Genomic DNA, 22,588 nt, shown 5'->3' with positions numbered 1-22,588 from the left:
ACATTGGGCAACCGTGTAAAGCGTCAGGCTATGCACGCTATTCCCTGCGCGGTGCACGGGAACTCGACGATCTTCTTGTGAGTTTGCTCACGAACTGTGCGACAAATGCCGCAATTCCCATGATCAACATCCCCGGGCGAAACGGACAATGGCGGATTGAACTGCACGTTCCGCTCCCGATCACCGCACCTGGGACAGCCGCTACGGGCGAACGACTCGCGGGTAAAAGTCCGTTATCGACGGGGGTACGTTCTACAAGTCGTGACGCGCTCCGTACATTGCGTCACCCAAGTCACAGTGACCGGCTCCGCTCTTGTTGGAGACCCTGCACTGTGCTGGAATTCCACGGACCGCCGCACGTTTCAGCCGGCGCGCAGGGCGCAACGTAGCGCCGCGCGGTGGTGCCGTTCTCTCGGCCAGAGAGGGCAGCCCGCCGGTCCATCACGACCGCCATGGGGGACTTAGCGGTCCCCCATACGACTCGACTCCGTCCCACCGAGGTGGGACGCCTGGTCCAGAGGTTGCGACGCTAGTGCAGGGACGTTTCAAGAGGGATGGCAGCGCTGCGGCGGACCCGGAGCTGCGCGGCGGGACAGACCGCGCCTCCTCACCCCAGCGCGCCCAGAGCAACGGTTCCGGCGGGGGCACTCTGCCCGTCGACGGAGGCAGTCAGGCGCCGGGCAATGACGCCGCGGACAGTAAGCCCAAGGCGAAGGGCCCCAGTGGCCCCGGTTCGCGAATAGCGCTGCGCAACTGGCGCATCAGCACCCGCCTGGTCTCCCTGCTCGCGCTTCCGGTGGTCGCCGCGACCACGCTGGGCGGCATGCGCATCGGCACGTCGATGGAGAACATCGACCAGCTCGACAAGATGCAGCTGCTCACCGAGATGACCCGGCAGGCGACCGAGCTCGCCGACGCGTTGCAGGTGGAGCGGGACAAGTCTGCCGGTCCACTGGCGGGCAGCGGCAACTCCAAGGACGACGCGAACGTCATCGCGCCCCGTGAAGAGACCGACCGCGCCAAGCTGAAGTTCAACCAGGCCACCGGTGACATCCAGGGCCAGGACGCCACGATGGCCGGTGTCCGCGCGACCGTCCTGGAGATCGGCCGCCAGCTCAACACCCTCAACGAGATCCGCGCCAACTCCTACAAGGACGGCGGCAACGCCGCGCGGACCGTCACCAGCTACAACCAGCTGATCAACTCGCTGCTGTCGCTGTCCCAGGACATGGCGCAGGCGACCAGCAACCCGGAGATGATCCGCAGTACCCGTGCGCTGGCGGCGTTCTCGTCGGCCAAGGAGTACGCGTCGATCCAGCGCGCCCTGGTCAGCGCCGGCCTCGCCCACAAGGGCGGCCCCCAGCTCTCCTCCAACGACCGGCTGGCCGGCCGTAACGCCGAGGACAGCGAGAAGGCGGCCCGCGACCGCTTCTCGCAGATCTACACCAACAACGCCGGCGCGCTCACCCGCGGTCTGGACGGCAACAACGACGAGATCAAGGCCGCGGTCGCCTTCGCGCACCGGGCCTTCGCCAGCGGTTCCGGCATCCGCAGCCAGGACTACCGGTACCTCGACTGGTACGACTCCGACACCGTCAAGATCGACGAGATGTCGCGGATCGAGACCACGCTGCTCTCGGAGATGGAGCAGAAGTCCCGCGAGCTGCGCAACCAGGCCACCCAGTCGGCGATCATCAGCGGTGCGCTGATCCTGCTCGTCCTCGGTGTGTCGCTGGTCGGCGCGTTCGTCGTGGCCCGGTCCATGGTCCGCTCGCTGCGCCGGCTGCAGGACACCGCGCAGAAGGTCGCCCAGGACCGGCTGCCCGAGCTGGTCAAGCAGCTGTCCGAGTCCGACCCGCAGGACGTGGACACCTCCGTCCAGTCGGTCGGTGTGCACAGCCGGGACGAGATCGGCCGGGTGGCCGCGGCCTTCGACGACGTGCACCGCGAGGCGGTCCGCCTCGCCTCCGAGCAGGCGCTGCTGCGGGGCAACGTCAACGCGATGTTCACCAACCTGTCGCGCCGCTCGCAGGGCCTCATCCAGCGTCAGCTCTCGCTGATCTCCGAACTGGAGTCCCGCGAGGCCGACCCGGACCAGCTGTCCTCCCTCTTCAAGCTCGACCACCTCGCCACCCGCATGCGCCGTAACGGTGAGAACCTCCTGGTCCTCGCGGGTGAGGAGCCGGGGCGCCGGTGGACGCGGCCGGTGCCGCTGGTCGACGTGCTCCGTGCCGCCGCCTCCGAGGTGGAGCAGTACGAGCGGATCGAACTCAACGCCGTCCCGCAGACCGAGGTCGCGGGCCGGGTCGTCAACGACCTGGTGCACCTGCTCGCCGAGCTGCTGGAGAACGCCACCTCGTTCTCCTCGCCGCAGACCAAGGTCAAGGTCACCGGTCACGCGCTGCCCGACGGCCGGGTGCTGGTCGAAATCCACGACACCGGTATCGGTCTGTCGCCCGAGGACCTGTCGGCGATCAACGAGCGGCTCGCCAGCCCGCCGACCGTGGACGTTTCGGTGTCCCGGCGCATGGGTCTGTTCGTGGTCGGCCGGCTGTCGCTGCGGCACGGCATCCGTATCCAGCTTCGGCCCTCCGACTCCGGCGGCACCACCGCGCTGGTCATGCTGCCGGTCGATGTCGCCCAGGGCGGCAAGAAGCCGGCGCCGAGCAACGCCAAGGCCGCCGGCGACGTCGGCGGCGCGCCTTCCAGCCGGCTCGCGGGGCTGCAGCCGCGCGGACAGGTCGGTTCGGGTCCCTCGGCCGGCGGGCGCCCCGCGCTGCCCGGCCGCGGCGGTCCCGGCGGCGGTGCACCGAACGCCTTCGGTGCCTCGGCGCCGTCCGGCCGTACGGCCCCTCCCGGCGCGGGTTCGCCCGGCGCCCCGCGCGGCGGCGACGCTCGCCCGGCCGCCGGCCGCCCCGGTGGCGGGCGTCCCTCGCTGCCCACCCGCAGCGCGGACCAGGGCCCGGCGTCCACCGTGGCACCGCCCACCGGCGCACCGCGCCGTGAGGAGCGCCCCCAGCTGCCGGCGCGGGGCCCCGCTGCCGAGCTGCCGGGGGGTTCGCCCGCCGGTGGCCAGGGTGGCCAGGGCACTCAGCAGCCGGGCGGTACGAGCTGGGGTGCGCGCCGTGAGCGCGGCGGCTCCGACGACTGGCCGCTGACGCCCCGCGAGGCGCAGGACCAGCCGCGTGGCCACGAGGAGTCGGAGACCACCGGGCTCTTCGAGCGGCCCGCGCCGAGCGGCGGCCCCGGTGACACCGCGGCGTTCCCCCGTCCCGACTTCAACGGTCCGCCGCCCGTCGCGGACGGCCCCCGGGGCGGGCGCGGCCCGCAGGGCGCGCGTCCGGCCGGCCGGGGTGCGGCCAACGGGCCCGGTGACACGGGGCAGTTCCCGATGCCGGACAGCGACACGGGTCAGTACGACGCCGGGCGGTACGACACCGGCCAGTTCCCGCAGCCCGACACCGACACCGGCCAGTACGAGCGACCGGCCGCCGACACCGGCCAGTACCGGCGGCCCGGCGGCGACACCGGCGAGTACCGGCGGCCCGACAGCGACACCGGCGAGTACCAGCGGCCGGACGCCGACCGTGGTGCGTACGCCGACGAGTCGCAGGGCACCGGGCAGTTCCCGGTGCAGCAGCCGCAGGACAGCGGTGCGCCGTCCGCCGATGTGCTCGGCGGCGCGGACGCCGGTCCCGGTGACGGCCGTACGCCGATCTTCGACACCATCGAGTCCAACTGGTTCAACACCCCCGCGGCCGCCGCGGCCGGTGTGCCGCCCCAGGGTCCCGCCGAGCCGGAGGCCTCACGGCTGCCGCGCCGCGGGTCCGCCCAGGGCGGCGAGGCACGCGGCGGTCCCCGCAACGAGGCACCGGTCAACGGTGCGCGCAACGCGGCGCCCGCCGAGTCCGCACAGTGGCGCAGCTCGCCGAACGACGAGACCTGGCGGCAGGCGGAGCAGATCCGCCAGCCCGCCGCCGGCGGGATCACCACCTCCGGGCTGCCCCGCCGGGTCCCGCGCGCGAACCTCGTCGCTGGCACCGCGCAACAGCAGTCCACCCAGACCGGTCCGCAGGTCTCGCGTGCGCCCGGCGATGTCCGGGGGCGGCTGACCAATCTCCGTCGGGGTATCCAGCAAGGCCGGCAGGCCGGGACGTCGTCCACCGGCACCCATGGCGTTGTCGATCCCACTCACCAGCAGGAGCGTTAGTTGAGTCCGATGAGCCAGGCGGCGCAGAATCTGAACTGGTTGATCACCAACTTCGTGGACAACACCCCAGGGGTGTCGCACACGGTGGTGGTCTCCGCGGACGGGCTGCTCCTCGCGATGTCCGAGGGCTTCCCCCGCGACCGTGCCGATCAGTTGGCGGCGGTGGCCTCCGGCCTGACCTCGCTGACCTCCGGCGCGTCCCGCATCTTCGAGGGCGGGACGGTCAACCAGACCGTGGTGGAGATGGAGCGCGGCTTCCTCTTCATCATGTCCGTCTCGGACGGATCGTCCCTGGCCGTTCTGGCGCACCCCGAGTGCGACATCGGCCTGGTCGGCTACGAGATGGCGCTGCTGGTCGATCGCGCAGGCACGGTCCTGACGCCCGATCTGCGCGCAGAACTGCAGGGCAGCCTGCTGCACTGAGGCGGCGCCCGCAGCGCCGCACCGTTCAGCACCCAACCACCCGTGTGCCGCACCCCCCACCGGCCCAACCCGACGACAGTCAGTTGTCCCGCCCGGAGGACCCATGACCCCGCCACCTGCCACTTCCGGCCCGTACGGCGCCTACAGTCAAGCGCCGTACGGGAGCGAAGGTGACCAGCCGCTGGTGCGCCCGTACGCCATGACCGGAGGCCGGACCAGGCCGCGCTACCAGCTCGCCATAGAGGCGCTGGTCAGCACGACCGCCGACCCCTCTCAGCTGCCCGGGCTGCTGCCCGAGCACCAGCGGATCTGCCACCTGTGCCGTGAGGTGAAGTCGGTTGCCGAGGTCTCCGCGCTGTTGCACATCCCGCTGGGTGTGGCGCGGATTCTGGTCGCGGACCTGGCAGAGGCCGGGATGGTGGCAATCCACCAGCCCGGTGGCAGCGGTGAGGCCGGCGGCACGCCGGACGTGACCTTGCTCGAGAGGGTGCTCAGTGGACTTCGCAAGCTCTAGCGGTGCAGCCCGCTCCACCACCTCCGCGAAAATCGTGGTGGCGGGCGGCTTCGGCGTGGGCAAGACCACGTTCGTCGGGGCCGTCTCAGAGATCGACCCGCTGCGTACCGAAGCCGTGATGACTTCCGCCTCGGCGGGGATCGACGACCTCACGCACGCGCCGGACAAGACGACCACGACCGTGGCGATGGACTTCGGCCGGATCACGCTGGACCAGGACCTGATCCTGTACCTCTTCGGTACACCGGGTCAGGACCGCTTCTGGTTCATGTGGGACGACCTGGTCCGGGGCGCCATCGGCGCCGTGGTGCTGGTCGACACCCGCCGTCTCGCCGACTGCTTCCCCGCGGTCGACTACTTCGAGAACAGCGGCCTGCCGTTCGTGATCGCCCTCAACGGCTTCGAGGGCTATCAGCCGTACACGCCGGACGAGGTGCGTGAGGCGCTGCAGATCGGCCCGGGGGCGCCGATCATCATGACCGATGCCCGGCACCGCAGCGAGACCAAGAGCGCGCTCATCACGCTCGTGGAACACGCGCTGATGGCGCGGCTGCAGTAGCCCGCCGACGGCCCGCCCCGCCATCGGGCGCGGGCCGTGCGGCAGTTGTCACCGGCGGGGGTGCACCGCCCTGCTCCGGCCGGGTTCCCGGCAGCCGTGTGTGGATCTGTGTCCTTCGACACGCCCACAATTTTGCTTCATAACGTTTCGACAGTGAATCAGCGGGGTTTCGACACCCCGCGCACATGCATGGCTTCGCTGCGCTCACAGATCTCTAGCATTTTGGCGTTGCTCGCCCTTAACGCCCCTTTTATCTCCGGCCCTTTCGGCCCCGCTCCGGCTTTACCCAGTGTTTGGAACGCACCGCCCTGACGTGCTGAAATTCGCTGAACTCCGGAGTAGGAACGCCCAGAAGAACGGCACAGCAAATCAGTGCCGGCGCCGAGAGGTTGTTGGTCGAGTGAGGCGAAGCAAGGCGAGCCCCGAGCCGCTGGAACCGCGGCGGGGCAACTTCACACCGCCACCCAGAGGTGGCCTACCGGCTTCCGACGCGCCCGAAAGTCCGGTCGCGAAGCCTCCGGTGAGCGGCGGTAAGTACTCCCCGCGCAACTGGCGCGTGGCGACCCGCCTGAACGCCATTCTGCTGATCCCCGTGCTGGTCGCCCTGGTCTTCGGCGGTCTGCGGGTGAACAGCTCGTTCGGCACCTGGCAGGAGGCGCAGGACGCGGAGAACACCGCGAAGCTGGTGCGCGCCGCGCTCTCCTACGGCACTGCCGTGATCGACGAGCGTGACCGCACCGCGGCGCCGCTGCTCAAGGGCAAGAAGGACGACCCGATCGTGCAGCAGGCGCGGGACGCCACCGACGCCGCCGCCGACAAGTTCCACCAGGCCGCCAAGGCCATGCCGGACAAGCCGGGCCTCAAGCGCCGGCTCGCGGCGTTCGAGAAGGCCGAGCCCAAGCTGCAGAAGCTGCGCCAGGCCTCCTACACCTCCAAGCTGCGCGGGGTGCAGACCGAAGAGGGCTATGTCGAGGTCCAGCACCCGCTGATGGAGTTCGCCAACGAACTCGGCCTGGGCACCGGCAACATCACCTCCTACGGCCGTACGGTCTACGCCGTTGCGCTGGCCAAGGCCGCCGAGTCGCTCCAGCGCTCCATCGGCACCCACCTCCTGGTGGACCCGGCGACGCCGCAGGGCGGCAAGGAGCACAAGCTGCAGCTGACCGCCTTCGCGTCGTACCGCTACCTGGAGGGCATCGCCATCGGCGAGTACACCTCCGGCGGCACGCCCGAGGACGTCCAGCGGCTGAGCAAGGACGCCGCGGCGCTCAAGCAGGCCGCGCAGCAGAAGATCGCACAGGCAAAGGCACAGGCGCAGGCGGCCGGCCGGCCGTTCCGTGCCCCGCCGTCGATCGACCAGATGTCCACCCTGATCGCCACCGGGGCTGCGCCGGAGACGCTGAGTGTGCGCGGCATCACTTCGGACAGCTACTTCGCGACTGCGACCGGCAAGTTCAACATGTACCGGTCCATCGAGAAGGACCTGGCGGACAAGGCCGTGAACGAAGCGGCGCACATCTCCGAAGACGCCAAGCAGTCCACCTTCGTCGACTCCGCCATCGTGCTGGCCGCGCTGATCATCGCGTTCGTCGTGGCCGGTCTCATGGCCCGCCGGATGAGCCGCAACATGCGCCAGCTGCGTACCGCCGCCTTCGGCATCGCCGAGCAGCGGCTGCCGATGCTGGTCGACCAGCTCTCGCGGACCGACCCGGGCCGGGTCGACACCCGCGTCCAGCCCATCCCGATCTCCACCACCGACGAGATCGGCGAGGTCGCCCGCGCCTTCGACCAGGTACACCGCGAGGCCGTCCGGCTCGCCGCCGAGCAGGCGCTGCTGCGGGGCAACGTCAACGCGATCTTCACCAACCTTTCAAGCCGTAACCAGGGCCTGATCGAGCGCCAGCTGGAGCTGATCACCGACCTGGAGAACAACGAGGCGGACCCGGACCAGCTGGAGAGCCTCTTCCGGCTCGACCACCTCGCCACCCGTATGCGGCGTAACGGCGAGAACCTCCTCATCCTCGCGGGCGAGGAGCCCGGCCGCCGCTGGAACCAGCCGGTGCCGCTGATCGATGTCGTGCGGGCGGCGACCTCCGAGGTCGAGTCGTACGAGCGAATAGAACTCACCGGCGTCCCCGAGAGCGAGATCCACGGCACCGCCGTGACCGACCTCGTGCACCTGCTGTCCGAGCTGCTGGAGAACGCCACCACGTTCTCCTCCCCGCAGACCAAGGTGCGGGTGGCCGCGACGCGGCTGCCCGACGGCCGGGTGATGATCGAGATCCACGACAAGGGCATCGGGCTCACCCCCGAGGACTTCGCGGACATCAACCACAAGCTGGCCAACCCGCCGAGCGTGGATGCCGCGATCTCCCAGCGCATGGGCCTGTTCGTGGTCGGCCGGCTGGCCGACCGGCACGGGATCCGGGTGCAGCTGCGCCCGTCCGGCGAGCAGGCGGGCACCACCTCCCTGGTCATGCTGCCCGAGGCGATCACCCACGGTGGTGGCGGCGAGGAGCAGTACGACGACGACTTCACGGTCTCCCGGATCGTTCCGGAGCACCAGGAAGCGTCGTACGAGGACCACCAGCGCACCGCTGCCGAGCTCGGCTTCGACGACAGCCAGTACGGCCGCACGGACGCCGCGGATCTGGACATGGTCGGCCGCTCGCTGCAGCGCGAGGAGCGCCGCGCGGCTCTGGAGGCCCAGACCACCGGTGAGCAGGAAGCCGAGTACCAGGGGGGCGAGCGTCCGCTCTTCCGTGACGAGGTGCCGTCCGGCGGTGGCTACCAGGACTACCCCGCCCAGGCATATGCGGAAGCCGATCAACCGCTCTATGACGACCGGTCCCACGGCAACCAGGCATTCGGCGGGGCGGGCTTCGGGGAGACCACGGGCCAGCAGCCTTTCGTCTCCCATGAAGCGGCACAGCCGGACGAATGGGCCGAACGCCCCGCATTCGAGGGCTACTTCGGGACCGAAGCGGAATCCGACCGCAACACAACTGCCGCTCCCGCTGACGCGCCCGAGCGCGTACCATTCGAGCGTCCGGGCCCCACACCGAGCGATACCCCCTCGCTGACGGGCGCCGGCCTTCCGCGCCGCGGAGGCCGCGACCAGCAGCCACCGCAGGTGCAGCAGCAGCGGAGCACGCCGGAGCCCGGACAGGACGGCTCCGACTGGCGCAGCTCCAACGATGACCGGTGGGAGCGGGCGGAGCGGCTTCGCGAGCCGAAGGCGGGCGGAGTCACCTCCTCCGGCCTCCCCCGGCGGGTGCCCAAGGCCAACCTGGTCGAAGGCGCCGCGGAGCAGACGCTGCAGGGCGGCCCTCAGGTCTCCCGCGCCCCGGAGGACGTCCGCGGCAGGCTGAGTAACCTGCGCCGCGGTGTCCAGCAGGGACGCAACGTCGGCACGGACCCCTCCGGGGTCCCTCAGAATGACCAACAGGGCTACGGCCCCGGCAGCACCTACGATCAGGAGCGTTAGTGTGAGCCCGATGAGCCAGGCGGCGCAGAATCTGAACTGGTTGATCACCAACTTCGTGGACAACACCCCTGGGGTGTCCCACACGGTCGTGGTCTCCGCGGACGGGCTGCTCCTCGCCATGTCCGAGGGTTTCCCTCGTGACAGAGCCGATCAGTTGGCGGCGGTGGCCTCCGGCCTGACCTCGCTGACCTCAGGCGCGTCCCGCATCTTCGAGGGCGGAAGCGTCAACCAGACCGTGGTGGAGATGGAGCGCGGCTTCCTCTTCCTCATGTCCGTCTCGGACGGATCGTCCCTGGCCGTGCTCGCACACCCCGAGTGCGACATCGGCCTGGTCGGCTACGAGATGGCTCTGCTGGTCGACCGCGCGGGCACGGTACTGACGCCGGATCTGCGTGCCGAACTGCAGGGCAGCCTTCTCAACTAAAAGACAGGCAGTGCGTTTCCCGCCACCGCGCCATATGGTTCGGTGGCGCGACCGGCGTCAGACAGGCAAGTTGGAGGAGGAGACGTGGCAACGCCCCCGAGCGGATACCCGTATGGTTCCGGGCAGGAGTCCGGGCCTGTGGGCGAGACCCATAACAACCGCTTCAACTTCCCGTCTGCGCCGAGCCGCCGGCCGCAGCAGCCCCCGCAGCAGCAGCCCCGGCCGTACGACTCCCAGCCGTACGAGCCGTCGGTGTACGACCAGCCGCAGGCACCGCGCATCCAGCCGGTACAGCCGCAGCGGCGTGCGCCCGAGCCCGCCCCCTCGGGTGCGAACAACTCGCTCGTGCGCCCGTACGCCATGACCGGAGGCCGGACCAGGCCGCGCTACCAGCTCGCCATCGAGGCGCTGGTCAGCACGACCGCCGACCCCGCGAAGATGCAGGGCCAGCTGCCGGAGCACCAGCGCATCTGCCACCTCTGCCGCGAGATCAAGTCAGTTGCCGAGATCTCCGCGCTTCTCTCCATCCCCCTCGGCGTCGCCCGGATCCTCGTCGCCGACCTGGCGGAGGCCGGACTCGTCGCCATCCATCAGCCCGGCGGGGACGAGACCGCCGGCGGACAGCCAGATGTGACACTGCTCGAAAGGGTGCTCAGTGGACTTCGCAAGCTCTAGCGGTGCAGCCCGCTCCACCACCTCCGCGAAAATCGTGGTGGCGGGCGGCTTCGGCGTGGGCAAGACCACGTTCGTCGGGGCCGTCTCAGAGATCAATCCGCTGCGTACCGAAGCCGTGATGACTTCCGCCTCGGCGGGGATCGACGACCTCACGCACGCGCCGGACAAGACGACCACGACCGTGGCGATGGACTTCGGCCGGATCACGCTGGACCAGGACCTGATCCTGTACCTCTTCGGTACACCGGGTCAGGACCGCTTCTGGTTCATGTGGGACGACCTGGTCCGGGGCGCCATCGGCGCCGTGGTGCTGGTCGACACCCGCCGTCTCGCCGACTGCTTCCCCGCGGTCGACTACTTCGAGAACAGCGGCCTGCCGTTCGTGATCGCCCTCAACGGCTTCGACGGGCACCAGCCCTACACGCCGGACGAGGTGCGTGAGGCGCTCCAGATCGGCCCGGACGCGCCGATCATCGTGACCGACGCCCGGCACCGCAGCGAGGCCAAGAGCGCGCTCATCACGCTCGTGGAACACGCGCTGATGGCGCGGCTGCGCTAGGACAGGCGGCAGACGCGTCCGGGCTCCCCGTGCCCGCACGCCTCGCATGACGAAAGGCCCCCACACCGGTCAGGTGCGGGGGCCTTCGTCGTACCCGGCTGCCGCCGGCGCTCAGCGCAGGGTCGTGCCGACGGCCGTGAGGATCAGCGCGAGGGAGACCGCCCCGGCGTCGGGGTGGCCGTGACCCCGCGCTCCCATACGGGCGGCGCGGCCGCGGGCCGGGGTGAGCTGTGCGGTGTCGGCGGCGGCCCGGGTGGCGGCCTCGGCGGCCGCCTGCCAGGCCTTGGGCAGCTCCTCGCCCGCGCGGGCGCGCAGTTCGCGGCGGAACGGGTCCAGGGCGTCCAGCATCGTCTTCTCCCCCACCGCCGCGCCGCCGAGTTCGCCGACGGCCCGCTGGGCGGCATCCGCGGCGTCCGCGAACAGCGCGCCAGGGCGACCGCCGCTGCCCGCTCGGGCCCTGGACAGTACGGCGCCGGTTTCGGCCAGCAGAGCGCCGTACAGGGCCCCGGACGCGCCGCCCGAGGCATCGGCCAGGGCGAGGCCGGCGGTGAGCAGCGCGCGGCCGGCCGACTGCGGGTCGCCGGCCGGTCCCGGCTCGGCGGCGCGGGCGGCGGCGACGGCGGCCCGCAGCCCGCGGACGATGCCGATGCCGTGGTCGCCGTCGCCGGCCACCGCGTCCAGCCGGCCGAGTTCGGCCTCCTGCGCTGCCACCAGGTCCAGGGCCGCTTGCAGCGCCTTCGTCGCGGGCAGATCCCCACCGGGGGTGCGGGCGTCCCGTACGGGAACGGACGCCTCGTCCCGTACGGGAACGGACGCCTCGTCCCGTACGGGCGCGGGCTCCTCGGCCCGGACGTCGTCCTCGACGGAGTGCCTGCCCGGCAGGCTGCGGAAGGCCGGGGTGTCGCAGGGGGCGTCGTAGAGCGCGCCCAGTTCCTCGTCCAGGGGCATGAGGGACAGGGAGACGCCGGCCATGTCGAAGGAGGTGACGAACTCCCCTACTTCGGGCCGGTACGGGCGCAGGCCCGCCGCCCGCAGCCGCCGGTTCACCCGCCGGTAGACCACGAACATCTCCTCGTACTTGGTGCGGCCCAGCCCGTTGAGGAGCACCGCCACCCGGCCGTCGCCGCCCTCGGGCAGCTCCGGCAGCAGGTTGTCGACGAGTTCGTCGGCCAGTTCGGCGGCGGTGAGGTGGTGCGTGGTGCGCAGGCCCGGCTCGCCGTGGATGCCCATGCCCAGCTCGGTGGTTCCGGCGCCGACCGAGAACAGCGGCTCGCTCGCCCCGGGCAGCGTGCAGCCGGCGAAGGCGGCCCCGAAGGTGCGGGTCAGGGCATTGGCGCGGGCCGCGAGGCGGGTGACGGCATCGAGGTCGTCGCCGCGTTCGGCGGCGGCGCCGGCCACCTTGAAGACGAAGAAGTCACCGGCCACGCCGCGGCGGTCACGGGACGGGTCGGTCTCCTGCCCCGCCACGGGCGGCGGGCCGCTGGCGACGTCGTCGGTGACCAGCACCGTACGGGTCTCGATGCCCTCGGCGGCGAGCCGGCGGGCGGCGAGGCCGAAGTGCAGTACATCGCCTGCGTAGTTGCCGTAGCTGAGCAGGACGCCGGCGCCACCGTCCGCGGCCTTCGCGGTGCGGTAGACCTGTTCGGCGCTGGGGCTGGCGAAGACATCGCCGATCGCGGCGGCATCGGCGAGGCCGGGGCCGACCAGTCCGGCGAAGGCGGGGTAGTGGCCGGAGCCGCCGCCGATGACGACCGCGACCTTGCCGGGGCGCGGTACGTGGCGGCCGACCACGCCGTAGGCGCCCGGGACGCGGCGGACCGTGCGTGCATAGGCGTCGGCCAGTCCTTCGAGCCAGTCCTCACGGAAGGTCTCGGGGTGGTGTCCGAGGCCGGCGGGGGTGGTGGTCATCAGGGCACACTCCTTTGTTCTCTCCCTGTTGGATTTAACACCTACATCACAGATACGTCACCCCTGGCGGCGGAAATCCCGGGCAACTCTGTGAGGATGCTGGCCAAGAAAGTCCTTCATCACATCTTGCATGTGAAGTTCTCAGGATTCATGCTGCTCGCATCACACCCTCCCGCCCCACCCGTCCTTCCCCTTCCTTTCCTGCCCCGCCCCTTCCTTCCTTGCCTCTCAGACATCCGCTCCCACGGAGGCGCGACATGGCACCATCCACCCTCCCCGACCGGCTCGGCATCCCCAAGGCCCTGGTCCTCGGCTATCTCGGCGTGCTGCTGTTCATGGTCGGCGACGGCGTGGAGTCCGGCTTCATCGCGCCGTACATGGCCGACCACGGCGCCGGCACCGAGATCCACGCCTCGTACGTGATCACCGCGTACGGCGTCACCGTGATGCTGGCCTCCTGGCTGTCCGGCGCACTCTCCGACCTGTGGGGCCCGCGCCGGGTGATGCAACTGGGCCTGGCCGTCTGGATCGTCTTCGACCTGCTCTTCCTGACGCTGGCGCTGGCGCCGCACAACTACACGCTGATGCTGGTCTTCTACGGCCTGCGGGGCTTCGGCTATCCGCTCTTCGCGTTCGGCTTCCTCGTCTGGATCACCGCGACCGCGCCCATGGCCCGGATGGGCACCGCCGTCGGCTGGTTCTACGTCGCCTTCACCGGCGGACTGCCCACCCTCGGCTCGCTGGTCGCCGGCCTCACCAACCCCTGGTTCGGCCCCTTCGGCACGCTGTGGGTCGCGCTCGGCATCATCGCGCTCGGCGGGGCGTGCTGTCTGCTCGGCGTCCGCGAGCGCACCGGGTTCGCGCGCCTCGCCCCGCCCGGGGTCCGGCCCGTGCAGTCGCTGCTCTCCAGCCTCTCCATCGCCTGGACCCACCCCAAGGTCGCCGTCGGCTGCGTCGTCCGCATCATCAACACCGCACCGGAGTTCGGCTTCCTGGTCTTTCTGCCGACCTTCTTCTCCAAGGAGCTGGGATTCGGCGAGGGCCGCTGGCTGACCCTGCTCGCCGTCATCTACGGCACCAACGTCCTGTGCAATCTGCTGTTCGGGGCCATCGGCGACAAGATCGGCTGGCGCCGTACGATCGCCACCTTCGGCGGCCTGGGCTGCGCGGTGACGACCCTGAGCCTGTACTTCATCCCCCGGGCCGTCGGCAGCCATTACTGGGTCGCGATCGTGGTCGGCATGCTCTACGGCATCACGCTGGCCGGATTTGTATCGATCTCCGCCCTGGTGCCCGCGCTCGCCCCCGACAACAAGGGCGGCGCGATGGCACTCCTCAACCTCGGCGCGGGCGGCGCCGCCTTCGTCGGCCCGGCCATCGTCAGTGTCTTCCTCGGACCGCTGGGGCCGGGCGGTGTGGTCCTGATCTTCGCCGGACTGTACGTCGTCGCCGCGCTGTTGACCCTCTGCCTGAAACTGCCGGACGAGCAGGCCGCGGCCGCTCCCCCGCCGGCGCCGGCCGAGCCCACCGCGGTACGCGCCTGACCGGGGGTCCGTACGCGCCTGACCGGAGGCCCGTACGCACCGGCGTACGGGCCCCCGCTCATCGTCCGGACCTCACTTGCGGGCGGGGCACTCCTTCCACGCGAAGTGGTACAGGGTGTTGATGCTGCCGTCGGTGGAGTCCATGGCCATGTAGCTGGTGGCCTTGGGGTCCGCCGACTTGGCGTCCACCCTCATTTCGGTGTTGATGTTGAAGTAGCGCTCCTCGCCGCAGGGTGCGTACACCAGGGCGTCGACGTCGGTCTCGTCCGAGGTCTGCCAGTTGGAGTCGTAGGGGCCGGTGAAGGTGTGGCTCTTACGGGCCGTCTGCTGCTGGCCCTGGAAGTAGTAGCCCGCCTGCTCCAGCCCTTTGGCACCCGGGGCCAGGGACGCATAGCCCCGGTAGTCGGCCCGGGCGACCGCGTAGGTGAAGCCCTGCGGGACGTGCACGTTCAGCGCGATCTGGCAGTTCTTGCGGGAGTCGGTCGGCTTGCTGCCGGCGCCCGCCTGGGCGAGGTATTCGCTGTAGGTGACGGTGAAGGCGGTGTTGTCGGGGGCGATGGCCACGGCGGCGCTGCCGGGTCTGCAGCCCGATCCGTTGACCGTGGCGACGGTAATGGTGATCTTGCCGGTCGGCGGGTCGTCGCCGAACCGGGTGGCGGTGGTGGGGGATGCCGATCCGGCGAGGAGCAACGATGCCACTGCGGCACCAGCACTCAGCGTGCTGAGCATGGGCTTTCCTTCCGGTCGTCCTAGGGCCCGCGGGGCGGGAACACCAGGAGTGGGATGACGAGCGCATGCCAGCACGGGGAGAGCGGCTTGAACAGCTCTGCTCCCCAGGGTTGGGGCGAACCTACGCCTTGATCCGGACGCCACCTGCCAAACCGGAACACCGCGTCCGAAAAGTGACGAGGTCTCATATCCCATTGATTGAGCGGCCGTTGGACGGTATATCCCAAAACACCACGACGGCACGAAAAACGGCGAGGGCCCGCGGTGCGGGGCCCTCGCCGTTCGGTACGACGTTCAGCGCTGCCAGCTGGTGGCTCCGTGGAAACCGCTCTGGCGCTCCAGACGGCGCCAGCGGGCGGCCGTGGCGTGCGGGCCGGCCGGGGCGGCGGCCGGCTGGTGGGCGGCGCGGGCCAGCAGGACGGCGGTCAGGGCGGCCAGCTCTTCCTCGCTGGCCTGGCCCTTCTCCACGCGGATCGGGTCGGTGCGGTGGGCAGGATTCACGGTGTCTTCTCCGTCGTCGCGGTGGGCGTAGTGCCGGGTGCGGGTGCGGGTGTGGCTACTGGGGCGGGTTGCCGTGCTTGCGGGCGGGCAGGTCCGCATGCTTGGTGCGCAGCATCTCCAGGGCGCGGATGAGCGTGTGGCGGGTTTCGGCCGGGTCGATGACGTCGTCGACCAGGCCGCGCTCGGCCGCGTAATAGGGGTGCATCAGCTCGGACTTGTACTCCTTGACCATGCGCACCCGCATGGCCTCGGAGTCGTCCGCCTCGGCGATCTGCTTGCGGAAGATGACGTTGGCGGCGCCCTCGGCGCCCATCACCGCGATCTCGTTGGTGGGCCAGGCGTAGGTCAGGTCGGCGCCGATGGACTGCGAGTCCATGACGATGTAGGCGCCGCCGTAGGCCTTGCGCAGGACGAGGGAGATCCGCGGGACGGTGGCGTTGCAGTAGGCGTAGAGCAGCTTGGCGCCGTGCCGGATGATGCCGCCGTGCTCCTGGTCGACGCCGGGCAGGAATCCGGGGACGTCGAGCAGGGTGACGATCGGGATGTTGAACGCATCGCACATCTGGACAAAGCGGGCGGACTTCTCGGATGCCTCGATGTCCAGCACGCCGGCCAGCGACTGCGGCTGGTTGGCGATGATGCCCACCACCCGGCCGTCGAGCCGGGACAGCGCGCAGAGGATGTTGGTCGCCCAGCGCTCGTGGACCTCCAGGAACTCGCCGTCGTCGACGATCTCCTCGATGACCTTGCGCATGTCGTACGGGCGATTGCCGTCGGCCGGGACCAGGTCCAGCAGCGCGTCACCGGAGCGGTCCGCGGGGTCCTCGCAGGGCACCGACGGCGGGTTCTCCCGGTTGTTCGCCGGCAGCAGCGAGAGGAGGTAGCGGACCTCCTCCAGGCAGGTGGCCTCGTCGTCGTACGCGAAGTGGGCCACGCCCGACGTCTCGGCGTGCACATCGGCGCCGCCCAGGCCGTTCTGGGTGATCTCCTCGCCGGTCACCGCACGCACCACGTCGGGGCCGGTGATGAACATCTGCGAGGTCTCGCGGACCATGAAGACGAAGTCCGTCAGGGCCGGGGAGTAGGCGGCGCCGCCGGCGCAGGGGCCGAGCATGACGGAGATCTGCGGGATGACACCCGATGCCTTGGTGTTGCGCTGGAAGATGCCGCCGTAGCCGGCGAGCGCGGAGACACCCTCCTGGATACGGGCGCCGGCGCCGTCGTTCAGCGAGACCAGCGGCGCACCGGCCTGGATGGCCATGTCCATGATCTTGTGGATCTTGGTGGCGTGGGCCTCGCCCAGCGCACCGCCGAAGATCCGGAAGTCGTGCGCGTAGGTGAACACGGTCCGGCCGTGCACGGTGCCCCAGCCGGTGATCACACCGTCGGTGTAGGGCTTCTTCGCCTCCAGGCCGAAGCCCGTCGCCCGGTGCCGCCGCAGCGGCTCGACCTCGTTGAACGAACCCTCGTCCAGCAGCAGCTCGATCCGCTCGCGGGCCGTCAGCTTGCCCTTGGCACGCTGCGCTTCGGTGGCACGCTCGCTGGGGCCTCGCCGGACCTGCTCACGGATGGAGTGCAGTTCGGCGACGCGCCCGCGGGCGTCGTTGGCGCCGGCGGGCACATCTTCGACAGTGGTCATGTATCGACGGTACGTGGGCGGGGCGCCGCACACCGATGTCGGTTTCGTACAACGTCGCATGCGATTTGGTGGGCAGGCAGTACAGAACCGCGCTGTACGTGCCCCGCGGCGTGGCGTCCGTTCGGGTGGCGGCAGCGCCCCGCGTCTGTATGGGGCCCACAAACATAGGCGGAGCGATGTTGTCGTGACCGGTTGATCGGCGGAGCCCGGCGGGGTCAGTCCAGCCGCACCGTGCAGGTGTGGGTGGCGCAGTCCGTGCCGGGGGTCAGGCGCAGCCGCAGGGCGCGCCCGGTGGCCAGCACCTCGATCGCCGGGTCGTGGGCGAGCACCGCGCGCACCGGCCGTGACCAGGTGATTTCCAGCGTATCGCCGGTGCGCTCCGGGGCAGCCAGGCACAGCCGCGCCGTCCGGCCGCGTCCCGGCCGCCGCCACCCGTGCCGCTCGCGAACCAGCACGCTCGCCGGGCCACTACTGGTGAGCGGCCCCGCACTGCCGGCCCGCCAGAAGTTGGCAGCCGTTACGCCGAGCGGGTCGACGGCGACCGCCTGCCGGCCGGCGTCGTTGGCGAGCACGGTCAGCCAGCGCCGGTCGGCGGCGCGGGCGGCGAGGGTGCGGGCGGTGGCGCCCGGCATGAGGAGGTAGGCGTAGCCGGCGTCGGCCGGGTCGGTGCCGTGGTCGTGCCAGAGCGTGAGAAAGCGGCGGGTGAACGGCTCGGTGGAGGAGGTCGTGTTGATGTCGTGCCAGGAGCCGGTGCGGGCCTCGCGCAGCGCCTTGAGGGGGGCGCCGCCGGGGAAGACATAGCCGCCGTGCCCGGCGAGGTGGGCCCAGTGGGCGCGGCGGAAGGAGGTGGTCGCGCCGAGCGTGCCGGGCTGTCGTACGCCGTCGACGGTGAGCGCGGCGGTGCCGGACTCGCCCAGGCAGCGGTTGTCGACGACGGTCTCGGCCGGCACCCCGTCGCGCGCGGTGATGCCGGCGCCGAGGCAGACGATGCAGTCCGCGAGCGCGAACCAGGATTTTCTGGCGGTGAGGGTCGAGGCAAGCCCGCGCAGGTCCTGGCCGATCGCGGCGAATGCGCCGTCGGTGGTGCCGCCGACCCAGCGCGCTGTGGGCTTGGGCTCGCCCCAGCCGCCTCCTTCGTTGTCGGCCAGCCGCTTGGTGGACACGGTCGTGCCGGGGAGCCGGTAGGGGTCGACGGTGGGCCAGAAGGCGTCCGTGTACTGGTCGCCCCCGTAGTCCGCGCCCCACCAATAGAGCATGCCGGCGCCGGTGTGCCAGCCACGCGGGTTCTCGCCGTTGCCGTTCTCGTAGTACGTGATGCGGTCGGAGGCCATGGCCAGGCCGGCGGCCCAGCCGGGGCGGCGGTGCACCGCGCGGTCCATCGCCGGGAACAGCCGGTGGCCGACGGGTTCGGGGGCGGCGGCCGCGGAGCTGTCGGCGATCGTCCGGAGCCGGGCGAGGTTGGCGACCGGGTACTGCCGGTCGGTGAGGACCGGCAGCGTGCGGTCGCGGGCGATCCAGCCCTTGACCATGGCGTGCCAGCGGTCCCGCTCGGCGCTGCTCGCGCCCTGGGCGAGCAGCGCGATGGCGGCGATCAGCGCATGGCCGTGGTAGTGGTCGCTGCGCAGGACGTGCCGCTCGTCGCTGCGGAGATAGCCGCGGCTGACGGCGCGCCCGTTGACGCTGTCCATCATCAGGCCGTTGTGCAGCAGCGGGGCGTAGGCGTGCTCGACGCTGTCGAGGATGATCTGCCGCGCCGGGTCGGTGACCTGCCAGGACGAGCCGCCGAGCAGGGTAAACAGCCGGCCCAGGCCGTCCAGCAGGACATAGCCGTAGGTGCCGGAGTAGGCGACCCAGGTGTGCTGGACGAAGGAGCCGTCGGCGTAGAGGCCGTCGCCCGTCGTGACGTAGGGGAAGACCGGCGAGAGGGCGTCGCGGGCCAGCGCGATCTTGTCGGGGGCGCGGCCGAGGACGCCGCGCAGCGCGACCACCCGGCACAGGTCGACGCGGTTGGCGCCGGTGCTGGTCCCGGTGTAGTCGCCGAGCATGGCATCGGGGACGAAGTGGTCGACGGCGGCCAGACAGCGGCCGCGCAGCCCGTCGTGGAGGCCGCCGCCGGGCAGGTACTCATCGAGGATCGCGACGGTGTCGAGGAGGAGTCTGGGGCTGCCGATCTGCCACTCCCACCAGTTGCCGTAGCGGGTGGTGGCGGTGTTGTAGACGGTGGCTTCGAGGTGGTCGAGGCCCATGGCGAGGGCGTCGGCGAGACCGGGGTCGCCGGTGCGGCCGGTGCCGGGCTGGGCGTAGGCCTGGGCCATGGTCGCGAGCCGGCTGTAGCTCTGGGTGAGGCCGGACGGCGGGTCGTAGCGGCAGTCCGGCCAGAGGGACGTGGCGGCCGGCCGCATGCTCGCGGTGAAGGCGCTCGCGAGGTCGCCGGTCTCCTTCAGGGCGGCGGCGTACGGCGGGGCGGCGGGGTCGAAGCCGCTGCCGAGGGTGAGCTCGCACCAGCGGCCGCGGAGGGCGGTGAACTCCTCCCCGGCAGCGGTGGCCGGCCCGGGGGCGGCACCGGCGGGGCGGGCGGCGAGGCCGAGTGCACTTGCGGTGGCGGTGGCGAGAAATCCTCGGCGTGACCAGACGGACGTGGCGGAGACAGGCGGCACGGTCGGTCCTCTCCATGGCGTCAACTGGAGTGTGGCGCTGCGCACTTGGGAGTTCCCGATGGTCTAGCACGAGCCGTCGCCGAGCGGCAATGACCGCGCCGGAACGCCGCCCGCCACCCGTCCGGCGGAGCCCGGCCAAAGAGAGGTTGAATGTTGAACCAGATGGCGCTACGGTGAATCTCGTTGAAGCTTAAACAAATCTGCGCACCCACCTCGTGCGCCGTCTTCGAGGAGGAGCCATGGCTCTGTTCCACCGCAAGCGCACCGCCGACACCGGCGACAACACCGCCCCCGCCACCGCCAGTGCTGCCGTCCTCGACGCGGACCCCGCGCTCGCGGCGCTGACCGGCGACTACACCATCGACCCGGCACACAGCAGCATCGGCTTCACCGTCCGCCACGCCATGGTCACCAACGTCCGCGGCGCGTTCGCCGAGTACGAGGGCACGCTCCACCTCGACGGCGCCGACCCGTCCAGCTCCACCGCGTCCCTCGATGTCAAGATCGCCGGCATCGACACCGGGATCGCGGACCGCGACGGCCATCTGCGCAGCGCCGACTTCTTCGACGCCGAGTCCTTCCCGCTGATGACCTTCCGCAGCACCGCCGCCGAGCGCGTGTCCGGTGACCGCTACCGCATCACCGGCGATCTGACCCTCCGCGACGTCACCAAGCCGCTCACCATCGACCTGGAGTTCCACGGCTCGGCCACCGATGTCTACGGCGCCGAGCGGGTCGGCTTCGAGGGCAGCGCCGAGATCCTGCGCTCCGACTGGGGCCTGACCTGGAACGCCGCGCTGGAGACCGGCGGGGTGATGGTCAGCGACAAGATCAAGCTCCTCTTCGACATCTCCGCCGTCAAGGCGGCCCCGCAGGCCTGACCCCGCACGGCCCGCACGACGACCGCGGCCCCGCACGCCCTCCCCCGAGGGCCGTGCGGGGCCGCGGTCATGCCGCTGCCGCGGCGGTCACTCCTGCGGCTCGACCCCGGCCCGCAGCAGCCCGTACGCATACGCGTCGTCCAGCGCCTGCCAGGACGCCGCGATGACGTTCTCCGCGACGCCGACCGTGGACCACTCGCCGCGGCCGTCGCTGGTGGAGACCAGCACCCGGGTGATGGAGCCGGTGCCCAGGGCGCCCTCCAGGATGCGGACCTTGTAGTCCACCAGCTCCATGTGGGCCAGCTGCGGATAGATCCGCTCCAGGCCGACCCGCAGCGCCCGGTCCAGCGCATTGACCGGGCCGTTGCCCTCGGCGGTGGCGACGATCCGCTCACCCTTGGCCCACAGCTTCACGGTCGCCTCGTTCGCGTGCGTACCATCCGGGCGGTCCTCGACGATCGCCCGCCAGGACTCGACCTTGAAATAGCTGCGCGGCCGGCTCCCCTCCGCACGCTGCAGCTCCTCGCGCAGCAGCAGCTCGAAGGAGGCGTCGGCGGCCTCGTAGGTGTAGCCCGCCAGCTCGCGTTCCTTGACCCGCTCGACGACCCGGCCGACCAGCTCGCGGTCGTCGCCGAGGTCGATGCCGAGCTCCTTGCCCTTGAGCTCGATGGACGCCCGCCCGGCCATGTCGGATACCAGCATCCGCATGGTGTTGCCGACCAGCGCCGGATCGATGTGCTGGTAGAGGTCCGGGTCGACCTTGATCGCGGAGGCGTGCAGTCCGGCCTTGTGGGCGAAGGCGGAGACACCGACATAGGGCTGGTGGGTGGACGGGGTGAGGTTGACGACCTCGGCGATGGCGTGCGAGATCCGGGTGGTCTCGGCGAGCTTGCCCTCGGGCAGCACCGGGCGCCCGTACTTGAGCTCCAGGGCGGCAACGACCGGGAAGAGGTTGGAGTTGCCGACCCGCTCGCCGTAACCGTTGGCGGTGCACTGGACGTGGGTGGCGCCCGCGTCCACCGCGGCCAGGGTGTTGGCGACCGCGCAGCCGGTGTCGTCCTGGGCGTGGATGCCCAGGCGCGCGCCGGTGTCCGCGAGGACGGTCCGTACGACGGCGGTGACCTGCGCCGGAAGCATGCCGCCGTTGGTGTCGCAGAGCACCACGACATCGGCGCCGGCCTCGCTCGCGGTGCGGACGACCTCCTTGGCGTAGACCGGGTCCAGCGCATAGCCGTCGAAGAAGTGCTCACAGTCGAGGAAGACCCGGCGGCCCTGGGCGCGCAGATGGGCGACGGTGTCCCGCACCATCGCGAGGTTCTCCTCCGGCGTGGTCCGCAGCGCCAGCTCCACATGCCCGGCATGGGACTTGGCGACCAGCGTGATGACCGGGGCCTGCGACGCCAGGAGCGCGGCGACCTGCGGATCGTCCTCGACCCGGACGCCTGCCCTGCGGGTGGCGCCGAACGCGACCAGCTGCGCGTGCCGGAAGTCGATCTCCTCACGGGCCCGCTGGAAGAACTCGGTGTCCCGCGGGTTGGCGCCCGGCCAGCCGCCCTCGATGAAGCCCACACCGAAGTCGTCGAGGTGTCGGGCGATGGTCAGCTTGTCGGCGACGGTGAGGTTGATGCCCTCGCGCTGCGCACCATCGCGGAGCGTGGTGTCGAAGACATGGAAGTCGTCGCCCACCGCGTCGGCGGGACGGGGGGCGGACGAGGGGGAGGCTTCGTGTGCGTCCGTCATGCTGGTCTGGCTCCTGTCGGGATCTCGGTCTACCGGAATAACCGGTTCCACCGTCCCTCCATGTTCCCTCGCGCTCCGCCTCCGGTGAGATGTGGGCCGGAAACGAAAAAACCTCTCGCGGGTGCGAGAGGTCTGCGC

Annotated in this window: 16 protein-coding genes; 10 read left to right on the top strand and 6 right to left on the bottom strand. The window is 70.9% G+C overall.

From position 1 onward, the window contains the following. Positions 1–532 precede the first annotated feature (532 nt). From ACGFWI_RS19385 to ACGFWI_RS19350, 8 genes are all read left to right on the top strand, one after another. Positions 533–4,210, top strand: a complete 3,678-nt coding sequence (locus tag ACGFWI_RS19385) for a nitrate- and nitrite sensing domain-containing protein (protein ID WP_393907186.1) — start codon at positions 533–535, stop codon at positions 4,208–4,210. A 9-nt stretch (positions 4,211–4,219) separates the two neighbouring features. Continuing rightward, complete coding sequence (locus ACGFWI_RS19380) at positions 4,220–4,633, top strand: roadblock/LC7 domain-containing protein (protein ID WP_018087200.1); 414 nt, start codon at positions 4,220–4,222, stop codon at positions 4,631–4,633. 103 nt (positions 4,634–4,736) lie between these two features. Further along, a complete protein-coding gene (locus ACGFWI_RS19375) occupies positions 4,737–5,147 on the top strand; it encodes a DUF742 domain-containing protein (RefSeq protein WP_030087818.1) in 411 nt (136 codons plus the stop codon). Beyond that, a complete protein-coding gene (locus ACGFWI_RS19370) occupies positions 5,128–5,706 on the top strand; it encodes an ATP/GTP-binding protein (RefSeq protein ID WP_393907185.1) in 579 nt (192 codons plus the stop codon). The genes ACGFWI_RS19375 and ACGFWI_RS19370 overlap by 20 nt, the downstream gene beginning before the upstream one ends. A gap of 400 nt (positions 5,707–6,106) precedes the next feature. After that, the gene (locus ACGFWI_RS19365; protein WP_393907184.1) at positions 6,107–9,193 is read left to right on the top strand and encodes a nitrate- and nitrite sensing domain-containing protein; all 3,087 of its coding nucleotides are present in this window, start codon (positions 6,107–6,109) and stop codon (positions 9,191–9,193) included. Between the two features lie 10 nt (positions 9,194–9,203). Continuing rightward, positions 9,204–9,617 (top strand): roadblock/LC7 domain-containing protein, encoded by a 414-nt coding sequence (locus ACGFWI_RS19360; RefSeq protein WP_393907255.1) that lies wholly within the window; start codon positions 9,204–9,206, stop codon positions 9,615–9,617. An 84-nt stretch (positions 9,618–9,701) separates the two neighbouring features. Next, on the top strand, positions 9,702–10,292 hold the full coding sequence (locus ACGFWI_RS19355; RefSeq protein WP_393907183.1) for a DUF742 domain-containing protein: 591 nt from the start codon (positions 9,702–9,704) through the stop codon (positions 10,290–10,292). Next, a complete protein-coding gene (locus ACGFWI_RS19350) occupies positions 10,273–10,851 on the top strand; it encodes an ATP/GTP-binding protein (protein WP_159469791.1) in 579 nt (192 codons plus the stop codon). Before ACGFWI_RS19355 ends, ACGFWI_RS19350 begins: the two co-directional genes overlap by 20 nt. Before the next feature lie 111 nt (positions 10,852–10,962). Here ACGFWI_RS19350 and ACGFWI_RS19345 read toward each other — a convergent pair whose 3' ends face one another. Then, positions 10,963–12,759, bottom strand: a complete 1,797-nt coding sequence (locus ACGFWI_RS19345) for a dihydroxyacetone kinase family protein (RefSeq protein ID WP_393907182.1) — start codon at positions 12,757–12,759, stop codon at positions 10,963–10,965. A gap of 257 nt (positions 12,760–13,016) precedes the next feature. Between ACGFWI_RS19345 and ACGFWI_RS19340 the strand changes: the two genes are divergently transcribed. Next, complete coding sequence (locus tag ACGFWI_RS19340; RefSeq protein WP_393907181.1) at positions 13,017–14,303, top strand: MFS transporter; 1,287 nt, start codon at positions 13,017–13,019, stop codon at positions 14,301–14,303. Positions 14,304–14,375: 72 nt separating this feature from the next. Here ACGFWI_RS19340 and ACGFWI_RS19335 read toward each other — a convergent pair whose 3' ends face one another. From ACGFWI_RS19335 to ACGFWI_RS19320, 4 genes are all read right to left on the bottom strand, one after another. Next, positions 14,376–15,032 (bottom strand): DUF4360 domain-containing protein, encoded by a 657-nt coding sequence (locus tag ACGFWI_RS19335; RefSeq protein WP_393907180.1) that lies wholly within the window; start codon positions 15,030–15,032, stop codon positions 14,376–14,378. A gap of 294 nt (positions 15,033–15,326) precedes the next feature. After that, positions 15,327–15,533, bottom strand: a complete 207-nt coding sequence (locus ACGFWI_RS19330; RefSeq protein ID WP_393907179.1) for an acyl-CoA carboxylase epsilon subunit — start codon at positions 15,531–15,533, stop codon at positions 15,327–15,329. Positions 15,534–15,588: 55 nt separating this feature from the next. Next, entirely contained in the window at positions 15,589–17,172 is a 1,584-nt protein-coding gene (locus ACGFWI_RS19325; protein ID WP_393907178.1) for an acyl-CoA carboxylase subunit beta, read from the bottom strand. Between the two features lie 215 nt (positions 17,173–17,387). Next, a complete protein-coding gene (locus tag ACGFWI_RS19320) occupies positions 17,388–19,829 on the bottom strand; it encodes a polysaccharide lyase 8 family protein (RefSeq protein WP_393907177.1) in 2,442 nt (813 codons plus the stop codon). A gap of 239 nt (positions 19,830–20,068) precedes the next feature. Here ACGFWI_RS19320 and ACGFWI_RS19315 point away from each other — a divergent pair, with 239 nt between their 5' ends. After that, complete coding sequence (locus ACGFWI_RS19315; protein WP_393907176.1) at positions 20,069–20,710, top strand: YceI family protein; 642 nt, start codon at positions 20,069–20,071, stop codon at positions 20,708–20,710. An 87-nt stretch (positions 20,711–20,797) separates the two neighbouring features. Here ACGFWI_RS19315 and cimA read toward each other — a convergent pair whose 3' ends face one another. Beyond that, positions 20,798–22,450: a citramalate synthase gene (cimA, locus tag ACGFWI_RS19310; protein ID WP_393907175.1), complete on the bottom strand. Its 1,653-nt coding sequence runs from the start codon at positions 22,448–22,450 to the stop codon at positions 20,798–20,800. Positions 22,451–22,588 lie beyond the last annotated feature (138 nt).

The organism is Streptomyces sp. NPDC048434 (genome assembly GCF_043200375.1).
Taxonomy (GTDB): domain Bacteria; phylum Actinomycetota; class Actinomycetes; order Streptomycetales; family Streptomycetaceae; genus Streptomyces.
The sequence above is the reverse complement of the archived record's forward strand: the minus strand, read 5'-3'. Positions and strand labels throughout refer to the sequence as shown.

What these genes read in the sequence shown, in the direction of transcription:
- ACGFWI_RS19380 (WP_018087200.1), top strand. Translation starts at nt 4,220, where the DNA reads ATGAGCCAGGCGGCGCAGAATCTGAACTGGTTGATCACCAACTTCGTG.
- ACGFWI_RS19375 (WP_030087818.1), top strand. Translation starts at nt 4,737, where the DNA reads ATGACCCCGCCACCTGCCACTTCCGGCCCGTACGGCGCCTACAGTCAA.
- ACGFWI_RS19360 (WP_393907255.1), top strand. Translation starts at nt 9,204, where the DNA reads ATGAGCCAGGCGGCGCAGAATCTGAACTGGTTGATCACCAACTTCGTG.
- ACGFWI_RS19345 (WP_393907182.1), bottom strand. Translation starts at nt 12,759, where the DNA reads ATGACCACCACCCCCGCCGGCCTCGGACACCACCCCGAGACCTTCCGT.
- ACGFWI_RS19340 (WP_393907181.1), top strand. Translation starts at nt 13,017, where the DNA reads ATGGCACCATCCACCCTCCCCGACCGGCTCGGCATCCCCAAGGCCCTG.
- ACGFWI_RS19335 (WP_393907180.1), bottom strand. Translation starts at nt 15,032, where the DNA reads ATGCTCAGCACGCTGAGTGCTGGTGCCGCAGTGGCATCGTTGCTCCTC.
- ACGFWI_RS19325 (WP_393907178.1), bottom strand. Translation starts at nt 17,172, where the DNA reads ATGACCACTGTCGAAGATGTGCCCGCCGGCGCCAACGACGCCCGCGGG.
- ACGFWI_RS19315 (WP_393907176.1), top strand. Translation starts at nt 20,069, where the DNA reads ATGGCTCTGTTCCACCGCAAGCGCACCGCCGACACCGGCGACAACACC.
- cimA (WP_393907175.1), bottom strand. Translation starts at nt 22,450, where the DNA reads ATGACGGACGCACACGAAGCCTCCCCCTCGTCCGCCCCCCGTCCCGCC.